Genomic DNA, 13,046 nt, shown 5'->3' with positions numbered 1-13,046 from the left:
ACCGCCACTCTGCGTATCGGGCCCGACCGTTCCGGCGTAATGGCGACGCCCATCCGCGCCCCATCGACCATGCACATTTCCCCCATCCTGTGGTCGTAGCGTGGTCCATGACCGCAACTTGCCCATCACAGGAGAACCATGACCACCCGCATGGCGGATCGCCCGCTCGACCAACGACGGGCCATCCACCTCGACACCGTCGAGTTGGTCAACATTCACGGCGCGGCCGCGGTCACTCCGGATCTGTTGCACGACCGCCTCGGACGCCATTCCCCCGGGGTCGCATTTCCCGTCACCTCGGTGGACGAGGTGTATTCCTCGGTCATCCAAGAACTGGCCGGGCTGCATTTCGAGCGGGTGGCCGCCACCGTCGCCCGGCGGCGGTCGTTGACCGATTCCCTGCAGATCGCCCTGAGTGCCCACTGGGACGCCGTGGTGGACCATCGCGACGAGCACCGCGCCGTCCGCAGCATCCAGGCCCGCCGGCTCGACACCGCCGCGGAACGCGGGTGGACCGCCGGACGCGGCGGGCCGTCCATCCCGACCGCGGGCGGCGGTGACACCGGACCGGCCACCCCGGGGGACATGGCGTCGTGGGCGCCCGCCGCGGGCATCGCCACCTGGCTCGACCTGATCGCCGACGCCCATCACATCCGCTGGGAACTCCCCCGCGAGCAGCTGGCCCTGCTGGTCGCCGCGACCCTGGAGGGCCTGACGATCGGTTACCTGGCCACCGGTGACGCCGGGCCCGCCCGCGCGGTACTGCGGGTACTGGGCTACCAGGTGGCCCGCTACGGCCGGCGGCCGGCGAAGAACCAGCAGCACTGAGCGGGCCGGGCGGCAGGGCCTAGGCTGGGCGCTCCGCCGCCACCCGGCGGACCGGCCGGAAGGAGACGGACGTGGTCGCCGCACTCGGTCTCGGGCTCGCCGCCCTGGGTCGCCCCGCCTACATCACCACCGACCGGGCCGCCGACCTGCCGGCGGACCGGCCCCCGGCGGTGATGCGCGCCCGCACCCACGAGATGCTCGACGCCGCTGTGTCTCTGGGTGTCCGCTACGTCGACGCCGCCCGCGGGTACGGCGCCGCGGAGGAGTTCCTCGCCTCGTGGGTGGCCACCGCAGCCGACGTGCCCTTCGTGGCCAGCAAATGGGGCTACCGCTACACCGCGGACTGGCGTGCGGACGCGACCCGGCACGAGGAGAAGGACCACTCCCGCGCGATGCTGGACCGGCAGTGGGCGGAGACGACGGCGCTGCTCGGCCCGTGGCTGCGGCTGTACCAGGTCCATTCGCTGACCCTGAACAGCCCGTTGTTCGACGATGCCGCCGTGCTGGCCCGGCTCGGTGAGATCCGCGCGCAGGGCGTCGAAGTGGGGTTCTCGACCTCCGGACCGGACCAGGCGGCGGCCGTCCGCCGGGGACTGGCCCTGACCGTCGACGGCGCACCGCTGTTCACCTCGGTCCAATCCACCTGGAACCTGCTCGAGCCCTCGGCCGGCGACGCTCTCGCCGAGGCCCACGCCGCGGGTGTGCGCGTGGTGGTCAAGGAGGCGTTGGCCAACGGGTTGCTGGCCGGGCACCCGGCGCTGGCCGGCGAGCACCCGGCGGACCGGCTGGCGCTCGCGGCCGCCCTCGCGCAGCCCTGGGCCGACGTCGTGCTCACCGGAGCCGTGACCGTGTCACAGCTCGAGAGCAACGTGGGCGCAACCGGTCTGGTGGTCGACCCCGATGCGTTCGGTGCGCTCGCGACACCGCCCGCCGCCTACTGGGCCGCGCGGAGCCGCCGCGCCTGGGCCTGACAGCGGCCGCCGCACGCGGGTGATCGTCAGCCGGCGGCGCGGTCCCCGCCGGGGACGGCCCGGACGGCCGGGGTGGCGTCGACGGCCCGCTGCGCCGACAGGCCGCGCCCGGCCGGCGATGCCGCGCCGACCACGATGCCGGCGGCGTCGTGCACGACCACCCGGTCGCGGCCGGCGCGCTTGGCCTCGAACAGGGCGGCGTCCGCCCGCTCGATGAGCTCCGGGAGGTCCTCGCGGTCGTCTCCCTGCACGAGGCCGAAGCTGACGGTGAACGCGGGGAGCCCGGCGACCGTGATGGCGGCCTCCAGCCGGGTGCGGACCGCGTCCAGCACCCCCCGGGCCGTGTCGGCGCCGCAGCCCATCAGGGCGACGACGAACTCCTCACCGCCCTGTCGGCACACCAGGTCCTGGCTGCGCACGGAGCCGGCGAGCACCTTGGCGAACAGCCGCAGGGCGCGGTCACCCGTCTCGTGCCCGTAGGTGTCGTTGAGCGTCTTGAAATGGTCGAGGTCGGCCATGGCCACCGCGACGACCGGAGACTCGCGACGCGCGCGCGCCACCTGGGTCTCGAACGACCGCCGGTTCAGCAGTCCGGTGAGGCTGTCGGTGGCCGCCTGCAACTGGGTCTCGGCCATCACGCGCAGCAGCCCGATCCGGGCGCCACCGAGCTTGGACAGCGTGCCCAGGTCGAGCACGGTGTCCTCGGCGACCTGGGTCCCGGCCTCGCCGGTGGAATGGATGACGCCCACCGTCCGGCCCATGATGGACACCGGCACGCACACCGCGGACACCGCTCCCTCGGCGCGGCCACGCAGCTTGGGGCACGCGTCCAGGTCGTCGCTGTCGTCGAACCGCTGCACCTGCGCGCGGCGGGCGGCCGGGCAGTGGTCGGGGGAATCCACACCACAGCCGGGTGCGCCGGCGGCCGAACTGGCCATCCGGGTCAGGTGCGCGTGGCTGTTGTCGGCGAGCAGCAGCTCGACCGGGGCCGCCGGCAGGATGGTGGCGAACGACCGCTCGATGACGTCGATGACCTCCGGTTCGCCCTCGGCCATGTCCAGCGCATTCGCCAGTCGCGTCTCGAACTCCTGGCGGTCGGCCTGCAGTTCGCGGCGGCGGGCCTGGGACTCCGCCACCTCCACGGCCCGCGAGAGGTGCGACGTCAGGGAGCCCACCAGCCGGTTGGCCCGGTCCTGGTCCGACCGGACGAAGCGGAACAGCAGCACGACGATGGGCACCGAGATGATCAGCTGGATCGCGCCGGCCATCAGGTAGGAGTGGTGACCGGAGACGAACTGCTCGCTCACCACCATCGCCGAGAGCGAGACCGCCGGGATGGAGAGGGCGGCGACGACGGCGGTCACCTTCAGGCGCGCCAGGTTGCGCTGCTGCGTCGCGAGCCAGGCGGCTTCGCTGATCTCGGTGTCTGCGACGGTGTCCACAGCGGGGCTCTCCTGTCCGGCGGGCGGCGACCGGGCGGTCGACCGCGGCGACGGAGCACCGTCCCGGTCATCACTATACGTGATCGAGAGCTAGCAGGCAGTGATATCCGCCGACGGGCGGGCGCGCTGCTGGGAGCCGGCCACGGACTTCGGATCCGCCCGTGTCCGGTCGAGCGCACCCCCGCAGACAGCGACAGGGGCCGCTCCCTGACGGGAACGGCCCCTTCTCGCGACGCTGTCGGGATGACAGGATTTGAACCTGCGACCCCTTGACCCCCAGTCAAGTGCGCTACCAAGCTGCGCCACATCCCGGTCGAGCCCGGCGGACCGGGCGGGGACAAGACTACCGCAGCCGACGGGGTGTCCCCGACGGGTTTCCGGACGGCCCCTGCGTGCGAGCATGGGCGCCATGACCGACGGCGCGGTGCGGCTCGGCCCCGCGCTGGCCGGCCTGTGCGTCGTCTTCGCCCTCGCATCGGCGCTGCTGGTCCGGTGGGCCGACGTCGGACGCGCCCGCGACGTGCTCACGGCCTGCGCGCGGGCCGCGATCCAGCTCGCCGGCGTGAGCCTGGTCATCAGCGCGGTGCTGCGGTCGATGACCCTGACCGCGGCCTTCGTGGGGCTGATGCTCGTCATCGCGGCGGCCACCTCGGCGCACCGGGTGAGCGGCTCCCGCCGCCCGGCGCACTGGTGGACGATCGTGCCGGTCGCGGTCCCCGTGCTGATCGCCCTGTCCCTCATCGTCGCCAGCACGGTGCTCCCGCCGGTGCCCGTCGCCGTGCTGCCCGTCGCCGGCATCGTCATCGGCGGCGCGATGACCGCGACCTCACTGGCCGGGCGCCGGGCCGTGGAGGAGCTACGCCTGCGCGCCGGCGAGTACGACGCGGCCCGGGCACTGGGCCTGAGTCGCCGCGAGGGGGTGGCCCTGATCGGCAGACCGGCCGCGGCACTGGCCCTAATCCCCGTCCTGGACCAGACCCGCACCGTCGGGTTGGTCACGCTCCCCGGCGCCTTCGTCGGGGTGCTGCTGGCCGGCGCGGACCCGTGGCAGGCGGGCACGGCCCAGCTGCTCGTGCTGGTCTCGCTGGTCCTGGTGCAGGCGATGGCGACCGTCCTGACCGTGGAGCTCATCGGGCGCGGACTGATCCGCGGCCCGTTCGGCCGACTGCCGGAGTGAGCGGACCGCCGCGGGCCGAACCGGCAGGACACCGCCGGGTCGATCCCCCACCGCGGACCGCGCCGATCGAACCGCGGCGGCGCTGTCCACGTACCTCTCACAGAGCACCGCCATACTCGACCCCCCGGCACACCCCTGCACCCGTGCGGACGACCGCCGACCACGAAGGGCTTCCATGTTCGACACCGCGTTCGGCCTCCCCCTGCACCCGCTGATCGTCCACCTGGTGGTGGTCTTGCTGCCGCTGGCCTCGATCACCGTGCTGCTCGCCGCCGTCTGGCCGCGGTTCCGCCGTTGGGCCGGGCCGCTGCCGCTGGGGCTCGCCGTCGTCGGGACCGCGGCGGTGCCGGTCGCGACTCAGGCCGGAGAGGCCCTGGCCAACACCGGCCTGGGGCAGAAGCCGACCGTGGCGCCGCACGCTGCCCTGGGTGAGCTGATGATCTGGTGGGCCCTGGCCCTCCTCCTGGCCGCAGGCCTCGTCTTCTGGCTCCACCTGAAGACGCGGACCGTGGACAGCAACCGCAAGCCCGGTCAGGCGCTGGTGGCGGGCATCGCGGTGTTCGCTGCGGTCGCGGCCGTCGGCACGGTGGTGCACGTCTACCGCGTGGGCGACAGCGGCGCGTCGTCGGTCTGGGGCGGAACGAGCTTCAGCAGCACCGGCTGATCCGTCAGGACAGCGTCAAGATCCCGACCCCCCGCGTCAGGACAGCGTCAAGATGCGGCCCTGACCGCTGACCTCCGTCCCACGCTGATCCCGACCCCGCATCCGGCGGGCGTCGGGAGGAGTGCGCGGCCGTGGCCGATCTGTTGTTCGTTCTGGTGATCATCGCGGGGTACGCCCTGTGTCTGTGGGCGCTGCGTGCGCTGCAGGCGTCGAAGGCACGGTGATGGGCACCGTCGTCCTGCTCGCGGTCAGCGCCGCACTGGTGGTCTACCTGTTGGTGGCGCTGCTGTCGCCGGAGCGGTTCTGATGAGCCCGGCCCTCGCGGCCGCGCTCCAGCTCGCGTTCGTCGTGGTGGTGCTCGCCGTGGTCTACGTGCCGCTGGGCGACCACATGGCGCGCGTCTACCAGGGCGCGACCCACTCGCGACTCGAGCGCGGCCTCTACCGCGCGGCCCGCATCGACGCCACCACCGACCAGACCTGGGCGGGATACGCCGGCAGTCTGCTCGGCTTCACCGGGGCGAGCATCGCCGTGCTCTACCTCCTCCAGCGCGTCCAGGGTGTGCTGCCGCTGAGCAACGGGCTGTCCGGGGTGTCACCGTCGGTGGCGTTCAACACCGCGGTCTCGTTCGTCACCAACACCAACTGGCAGTCCTACGTGCCCGAGACGACGATGGGGCACCTCACCCAGCTCATCGGCCTGACGGTGCAGAACTTCGTCTCCGCGTCGGTCGGGCTGGCCGTGGTCGTCGCCCTCATCCGCGGTTTCGTGCGGGCCGGCGGCGGCGGTCTCGGCAACTTCTGGGTCGACCTGGTCCGCGGCAGCCTGCGGATCCTGCTGCCGCTCTCGGCCCTGGTGGCGGTCGTCCTGCTGACCCAGGGCGTGGTGATGTCGCTGCACGCCTCCTTCGCCGCCACCGGACTGGACGGTGCCGCCCAGCGCATCGCGGTCGCCCCGGTCGCCTCCCAGGAGGCGATCAAGGAGATCGGCACCAACGGCGGTGGCATCCTCAACGCCAACTCCGCGCACCCCTTCGAGAACCCCACCCCGCTGAGCAACGTCGTCCAGGTCATCGCGATCCTCGTCGTCCCGGTCGCGCTGACCCGCACCTTCGGCACGATGGTCGGCAATGTGCGGCAGGGGCTGACCCTCCTCGGGGTCATGGCGGCCCTGTGGGGCGCCCTGCTCGCCCTGGCCACCTGGGCGGAGTCCCACGCCACCGGGGTGGCCGGCCGGGCGGCCGGAACCATGCTCGAGGGCAAGGAGGTCCGGTTCGGGATCCCCGGCTCGGTGCTGTTCGCGGTGAGCACCACCGGGACGTCCACCGGTGCGGTGAACTCGATGCACGACAGCGCCTCCGCCGCCGGTGGCGGGCTGTACCTGCTGAACATGCTGTTCGGCGAGATCGCCCCGGGTGGCGTCGGTTCCGGCCTGTACTCGATGCTCGTGTTCGCCATCATCGCGGTGTTCGTCGGCGGGCTGCTGGTCGGCCGCACCCCGGAGTTCCTGGGGAAGAAGATCGGCCGCCGCGAGATCACCATGGCCGCGCTCAGCGTGCTGGTGATGCCCGCCCTCGTGCTGATCGGGGCCGGTGTCGCCGTCGCACTGCCCGGCACCCTCGCGGCCCAGGGCAACGGCGGTGACCCGGGCACGGCGTCGTCGATCCACGGCTTCTCCGAGGTGCTCTACGCCTACGCCTCGGCCGCCAACAACAACGGCAGCGCCTTCGCCGGCATCACCGTCACCAGCGACTGGTTCCAGACGTCGCTGGGCCTGGTCATGCTGTTCGGCCGGATCCTGCCCATCCTGTTCATCCTGGCGCTGGCCGGCTCGCTGGCCGCCCAACAGCCCACCCCGGCGTCCGCCGGCACGCTGCCCACCACCGGGGTGCTCTACGGCGCGCTGCTGTCCGGCGTCGTGGTGCTCGTCTCGGCGCTCACCTTCTTCCCGGCGCTGGCGCTGGGACCCCTCGCGGAGGCCCTGCTGTGACCGCTCCATCCACCCTCGAACCCGTCGTCGCCGTCGAGGAGCCGACCACCCGGCGCCGGGTCCCCACCGGGATCTTCCGGCCGCGCCAACTCGTCGCCGCGCTGCCCGGTGCGCTGCGCAAACTCCACCCCCGCCACCAGGCCCGCAACCCGGTGATGTTCGTGGTCTTCGTCGGCTCGATCGCCTCGACCGTGCTGGCCGTGCTGTCCCCGAGCCTGTTCGGCTGGCTCGTCGTGGTGTGGCTGTGGTTCACCGTGGTCTTCGCCAACCTCGCCGAGTCGGTGGCCGAGGGTCGCGGCAAGGCCCAGGCGGCCACGCTCCGGCAGGCCAAGCGGGACACCGTGGCCCGCCGGCTCGGCGCCGACGGCACCGAGACCGCCGTCTCCGGCAACGATCTGGTCATCGGCGACCGGGTACTGGTCGAAGCCGGCCAGACCATCCCCGGTGATGGCGACATCGTCGAGGGCATCGCCACCGTGGACGAGTCGGCCATCACCGGTGAATCCGCACCCGTGGTGCGTGAGTCCGGCGGCGACCGGTGTGCCGTGACCGGCGGCACCACCGTGCTGTCCGACCGGATCGTCGTCCAGATCACCGCCAAGCCCGGCGAGTCCTTCGTCGACCGGATGATCGGGCTGGTCGAGGGCGCGGCCCGGCAGAAGACCCCCAACGAGATCGCCCTGAACATCCTGCTCGCCTCGCTGACCATCGTCTTCCTGCTGGTCGTCGTCGCGGTCGGTCCGATGGCGGCCTACGGCGGACAGACCCAGGACCCGATCCGGCTGATCGCCCTGCTGGTCTGCCTGATCCCGACCACCATCGGCGCCCTGCTGTCGGCCATCGGGATCGCCGGCATGGACCGGCTCGTGCAGCGCAACGTGCTGGCCATGAGCGGTCGGGCGGTCGAGGCGGCCGGCGACATCGACGTGCTGCTGATGGACAAGACCGGCACCATCACCTTCGGCAACCGGCGGGCCACCGCCCTGCATCCGGTCGACGGGGTTCCCGTCGCCGCCCTCGCCGCGGCGGCGCGGTTGTCCAGCCTGGCCGACGAGACCCCCGAGGGCCGCAGCATCGTCGACCTGTGCGCCGCGGAGTTCGGCCTGCCGCACACCCTCCCGGCGCCCGAGGCGGATGCCGTTCCCGTCGCGTTCACCGCCCAGACCCGGATGAGCGGACTGGACCTCGACGGGCGGCAGATCCGCAAGGGCGCCGGCACCTCCGTGCTCGCCTGGACGGTGGAGCGCGGCGGCGCCGCGCCGGCCGAGCTGACCCGGCTGGTCACCGAGGTGTCCCAGCGGGGCGGCACCCCGCTGGTGGTCGCCGTCGCCGAACCCGACCGGGACGCCGCGGTGCTCGGCGTCGTCGAGCTGTCCGACGTGGTCAAGCCCAACATCGCCGCCCGCTTCGCCGACCTCCGCGCGATGGGCATCCGGACCGTGATGGTCACCGGCGACAACCCGGTCACCGCGAAGTCCATCGCCGCCCAGGCCGGCGTCGACGACTTCCTCGCCGAGGCCACCCCCGAGGACAAGCTGGCGCTGATCCGCCGCGAGCAGGCCGGCGGCCGGCTGGTCGCGATGACCGGTGACGGCACCAACGACGCCCCGGCGCTCGCCCAGGCCGACGTCGGGGTCGCGATGAACACCGGGACGTCGGCGGCCAAGGAGGCCGGCAACATGGTCGACCTCGACTCCGACCCGACGAAGCTGATCGAGATCGTCGAGATCGGCAAGCAGCTGCTCATCACCCGCGGTGCACTGACCACGTTCTCGCTCGCCAACGACCTCGCGAAGTACTTCGCGATCCTGCCCGCGATGTTCAGCGGCATCTACCCCCAGCTCGACGCGCTCAACATCATGCGCCTGGCCACCCCGTCGTCGGCGATCCTGTCCGCGGTCGTCTTCAACGCACTGGTCATCGTGGTCCTCATCCCGCTGGCCCTGAAGGGCGTCCGCTACACCCCCACCACCGCCGCCCGGCTGCTCAAGCGCAACCTGGCCGTCTACGGCCTCGGCGGCGTCCTCGTTCCCTTCGTCGGGATCTGGCTCATCGACCTCGTCGTGCGCCTCGTCCCGGGAATCGGCTGATCACCATGCGCGTCCTGTCCTCCCTCCGTCAGCTCGGCGCCGGCCTGCGGGTCCTGCTGTTGCTCACCGCCGTCCTCGGCGTCGTCTACCCGCTGGCCGTCTGGGGTCTGTCCCGGATCGGCGTCGGCTCCGCCGAGGGGTCGGCGCTGCGCGACGGCACCGGCTGCGTCGTCGGCAGCGCCCGCGTCGGCGTCGATCCGCAGGTCGCCACCGGCGCCCCGGATCCCTTCTTCCACCTGCGGCTCGACGGCGACGCCGCCGCCGGGGACCCGTTCACCGCTGGTGACCCGGCCGCCGCGGACGCCGACGACCTCGGGCCGAACAACGAGACGCTGCTCGCCTTCGTCGAGGCCCGCCGGCAGGCCGTCGCCCTCCGCGAGAACGTCGACCCGGCCGTGGTGCCGGCCGACGCGGTGACGTCCTCGGGCTCGAGCGTCGATCCGCAGATCAGTCCGGCCTACGCGGACCTGCAGGTGCCCCGGGTGGCCCGGGTGACCGGTCTGCCCGAGGACCGGGTGCGGGCGCTGGTGACCGAGCACACCGAGGGGCGGCAGTGGGGATTCCTCGGCGAGGAGCGGGTGGACGTGCCGGCGCTGAACGTCGCGCTCGGCCTCACCGCACCGTCGTGCACCACGCCGTGACGCGCCGCGGGCCCGCACGACGATGATGGGAGCGTGAGCACGGTGGGCAGGGGCGAGCTGCGGATCTACCTGGGCGCCGCGCCCGGGGTGGGCAAGACGTTCGCGATGCTGGGCGAGGCCACCCGGCGCCGGTCCCGCGGAGCGGATGTCGTCGTGGGCGTGGTGGAGACCCACGGGCGCCGGCACACCGCCGCCCTCCTGGAGGGTCTCGAGGTGGTGCCCCGGCGGTGCCACTCCCACCGCGGGGTGGAGCTGGCCGAGATGGACACCGACGCCATCCTGCTGCGCCGCCCGGAGGTGGTGCTGGTGGACGAGCTGGCCCACACCAACGCCCCCGGAGCCCGGCACGCCAAGCGCTGGCAGGACGTCGAGGAGCTCCTCGCGGCCGGGATCGACGTCATCTCCACGGTGAACGTGCAGCACCTGGAATCGCTGAACGACGTCGTCCGCGACATCACCGGGGTGGTCCAGCAGGAGACGGTGCCCGACGAGGTGGTGCGCCGGGCCCAGCAGGTGGAGCTCGTGGACATCACCCCGGAAGCCCTGCGGCGCAGACTGTCCCACGGCAACATCTACCGTGCCGAGCAGGTCGACGCGGCGCTGGGCAACTACTTCCGGCCCGGCAACCTGACCGCGCTGCGGGAGATCGCGCTGCTGTGGGTGGCCGACCAGGTGGACCTCGCGCTCGCCCGGTACCGCAGCGACCACCACATCACCTCGACCTGGGAGGCCCGGGAACGGACGCTCGTGTCGGTGACCGGCGGGCCCGAGTCGGAGACGCTCATCCGCCGCGCCAAGCGGATCGCCGCCCGGGTCGGTGGCGAACTGGTCGTGGTGCACGTGGTCCGCGGGGACGGCGTCGCCGGGGTCACCCCGTCCGACCTGATGCGGATGCGCCGCCTCGCCGAAGGTCTGGGCGCCGCCGTGCACAACGTCGTCGGTGACGACGTGCCGGCCGCGCTGCTGGAGTTCGCCCGCAGCATCAACACCACCCAGCTGGTGCTGGGGACGTCCCGACGGTCGCGCTGGGCGCGGGTGTTCGACGAGGGTGTCGCGGCCCGGGTCATCCGTGAGTCGGGTCCGATCGACGTGCACCTGGTCACCCACGATCTGGCCGACTCCCGGCGGCTGCGGACCCCGGCCGTCGGCCGCACCCGTCGCCGGGCGGTGCTGGCCTGGCTCGCGGCGCTGCTGGCGCCGGCCGCGGCGACCGGGTTGCTGGCGCTGCTCGACCGCTTCACCTCGCTCAACAGCCAGGGCGTGCTGTACTTCGTCGTCGTGCTCGGGGTCGCCCTGCTCGGCGGCGTCGGCCCGGCCGTCCTCGCCGCGGTGCTGTCCGGTGGGTTGCTGAACTTCTTCTTCACCGCCCCGCGGTACAGCCTGACCATCGCCCAGCCGGACAACCTCATCACGCTGGTGGTGCTGATGCTGGTCGCGGTGGCGGTGGCGATGCTCGTGGACACCGCGGCCAACCGGGCCCGCGACGCCCGGACCGCCGCCCGGGAGGCGGAGCTGCTCACCCTGTTCGCCTCCCACGTCCTGCGCGGCGCCGACCTGCCCGCGCTGCTCGGTCGGCTCGTCGAGGTGTACGGGCATCGGTCGGCGGCCCTGCTCCGCCGGCCCGCGCCGGGTGCGGCGCCGGTCGTCGCGGCCGCCGTCGGACCGGATCCGGCGCCGTCGGCCGAGGAGGCCGACACCTGCTGCGAGGTCGCGGACGGAGAGTTCGTGCTCGCGTTGCGCGGACCGGCACTCAGCGCCCGCGACCGCCGGGTGCTGCGGGCGGTGACCTACCAGTCGGTGGGACTGCTCCGGCAGACCGAACTCGCCGACGAGGCGGCCGGCGCCCGCGCCGTCGCCGAGGGCGACCGGCTGCGGCGGGCGCTGCTGTCCGCCGTCAGTCACGACCTGCGCACCCCGCTGGCCTCCATCAAGGCCGGGGTGTCCACGCTGCGCAGCCCCGACGTGGTGTTCTCCCCCGGCGACACCGCGGAGCTGCTCACCGACGTCGAGGACGCCACCGACCACCTGACCACGCTCGTGGACAACCTGCTGGACTCCTCGCGGCTGGCCGCCGGCGCGGTCCATCCGCAGCTGCAGGTGGTGTCGTGCGAGGAGGTGGTGCACCGGGCGTTGACCGGGCTGCACCCGGCGGGCCGGGTGGTGGTGCAGAGCCCCGGTGACACACCCGACGAGCTGCTGCCCACGGTCCTGGCCGACCCGGGGTTGCTCGAGCGGGTGCTGGCCAACATCCTGGGCAACGCGCTGCGGCACGCACCCCACGGCGCGATCACCGTGTCCGCGTCCGAGCGGGCCGGGAGGGTCGAGATCCGTGTCGCCGACACGGGTCCCGGTGTCTCGCAGGAGGCGATCGGGCACGCCTTCGAGCCCTTCCAACGACTGGGCGACACCGACACGAGCACCGGGGTCGGCCTGGGTCTGACCGTGGTGCGCGGCCTGACCGAGGCGATGGGCGGCTCCGTCGGCGCCGAGGACACCCCGGGCGGCGGCCTCACCCTGGTCGTCGACCTGCCGAGCGGCGCGACGGTCGGGGCGGCCCGGTGACCCGGGTCCTGGTCGTCGACGACGAGCCCCAGCTCCGCCGGGCACTTCAGATCAGCCTGCGGGCCAGGGGTTTCGAGGTGCTGCTGGCCGCGGACGGCACCGAGGCGCTGCACCTGTTCCGGACGTCGCAGCCCGAGATCGTCGTCCTGGACATCGGTCTGCCCGACCTCGACGGTCTCGAGGTGCTGGCGGTGATCCGCCGGCAGAGCACGGTGCCGGTGATCATGCTGTCGGCGCGGGCCGACTCCGCCGACAAGGTCGACGCGCTGGACGCCGGCGCCGACGACTACGTGACCAAGCCGTTCGGGATGGACGAGCTGCTGGCCAGGCTGCGGGCGGCGATCCGCCGGGCCGACACCGCCCCGGACGCCGCGCCGGTGGTGGTGACCGCGTCGTTCACCGTCGACCTCGCCGCCAAGAAGGTGATCCGCGACGGTGAGGTGGTGCACCTCACGCCCACCGAGTGGGGCATGTTGGAGATGCTGGTGCGCCACCGGGGTCGCCTGGTGACCCAGGCCGAGCTGCTGCGCGAGGTGTGGGGACCGGCGTACTCCACCGAGAGCAACTACCTGCGGGTGTACCTGGCGCAGTTGCGGCGCAAGCTGGAGCCGGAACCCGGCAGGCCGCGGCACCTCATCACCGACCAGCGGATGGGCTACCGGTTCGAGGTCTGAGGCGCGTC

11 protein-coding genes and 1 tRNA gene are annotated in these 13,046 nt (G+C 73.0%); 10 read left to right on the top strand and 2 right to left on the bottom strand.

What is annotated here, in order from left to right; all coding sequences use genetic code 11:
* The first annotated feature begins 138 nt into the window (after positions 1 to 138).
* Together DB033_RS00595 and DB033_RS00590 are read left to right on the top strand one after the other, a co-directional pair.
* On the top strand, positions 139 to 828 hold the full coding sequence (locus tag DB033_RS00595; protein ID WP_111764993.1) for a hypothetical protein: 690 nt from the start codon (positions 139 to 141) through the stop codon (positions 826 to 828).
* Between the two features lie 71 nt (positions 829 to 899).
* Positions 900 to 1,799, top strand: a complete 900-nt coding sequence (locus tag DB033_RS00590) for an aldo/keto reductase (protein WP_170315451.1) — start codon at positions 900 to 902, stop codon at positions 1,797 to 1,799.
* A 26-nt stretch (positions 1,800 to 1,825) separates the two neighbouring features.
* Here DB033_RS00590 and DB033_RS00585 read toward each other — a convergent pair whose 3' ends face one another.
* The gene (locus DB033_RS00585; protein WP_111764992.1) at positions 1,826 to 3,241 is read right to left on the bottom strand and encodes a GGDEF domain-containing protein; all 1,416 of its coding nucleotides are present in this window, start codon (positions 3,239 to 3,241) and stop codon (positions 1,826 to 1,828) included.
* A gap of 238 nt (positions 3,242 to 3,479) precedes the next feature.
* Positions 3,480 to 3,553 (bottom strand) — tRNA-Pro (locus DB033_RS00580).
* 97 nt (positions 3,554 to 3,650) lie between these two features.
* Here DB033_RS00580 and DB033_RS00575 point away from each other — a divergent pair.
* From DB033_RS00575 to DB033_RS00540, 8 genes are all read left to right on the top strand, one after another.
* Positions 3,651 to 4,418, top strand: a complete 768-nt coding sequence (locus DB033_RS00575; protein WP_157970424.1) for an ABC transporter permease — start codon at positions 3,651 to 3,653, stop codon at positions 4,416 to 4,418.
* Positions 4,419 to 4,593: 175 nt separating this feature from the next.
* Positions 4,594 to 5,082 (top strand): DUF2231 domain-containing protein, encoded by a 489-nt coding sequence (locus tag DB033_RS00570; protein ID WP_111764990.1) that lies wholly within the window; start codon positions 4,594 to 4,596, stop codon positions 5,080 to 5,082.
* A gap of 223 nt (positions 5,083 to 5,305) precedes the next feature.
* Entirely contained in the window at positions 5,306 to 5,389 is an 84-nt protein-coding gene (kdpF, locus tag DB033_RS00565) for a K(+)-transporting ATPase subunit F (RefSeq protein WP_111764989.1), read from the top strand.
* A complete protein-coding gene (gene kdpA, locus DB033_RS00560; protein WP_111764988.1) occupies positions 5,389 to 7,071 on the top strand; it encodes a potassium-transporting ATPase subunit KdpA in 1,683 nt (560 codons plus the stop codon). Before kdpF ends, kdpA begins: the two co-directional genes overlap by 1 nt.
* The gene (gene kdpB, locus DB033_RS00555; RefSeq protein ID WP_111764987.1) at positions 7,068 to 9,161 is read left to right on the top strand and encodes a potassium-transporting ATPase subunit KdpB; all 2,094 of its coding nucleotides are present in this window, start codon (positions 7,068 to 7,070) and stop codon (positions 9,159 to 9,161) included. Before kdpA ends, kdpB begins: the two co-directional genes overlap by 4 nt.
* 5 nt (positions 9,162 to 9,166) lie before the next feature.
* On the top strand, positions 9,167 to 9,802 hold the full coding sequence (locus DB033_RS00550; protein WP_111764986.1) for a potassium-transporting ATPase subunit C: 636 nt from the start codon (positions 9,167 to 9,169) through the stop codon (positions 9,800 to 9,802).
* 33 nt (positions 9,803 to 9,835) lie between these two features.
* Positions 9,836 to 12,364 carry a sensor histidine kinase gene (locus DB033_RS00545; RefSeq protein ID WP_276309176.1) on the top strand — a complete coding sequence of 843 codons (2,529 nt, stop codon included), beginning with the start codon at positions 9,836 to 9,838 and terminating at the stop codon, positions 12,362 to 12,364.
* Entirely contained in the window at positions 12,361 to 13,038 is a 678-nt protein-coding gene (locus DB033_RS00540; RefSeq protein WP_111764985.1) for a response regulator, read from the top strand. Before DB033_RS00545 ends, DB033_RS00540 begins: the two co-directional genes overlap by 4 nt.
* Positions 13,039 to 13,046 lie beyond the last annotated feature (8 nt).

The organism is Nakamurella deserti (assembly GCF_003260015.1).
GTDB lineage: Bacteria > Actinomycetota > Actinomycetes > Mycobacteriales > Nakamurellaceae > Nakamurella > Nakamurella deserti.
Note: the sequence above shows the minus strand (reverse complement) of the source record. Positions and strands in the feature narration are given on the sequence as shown.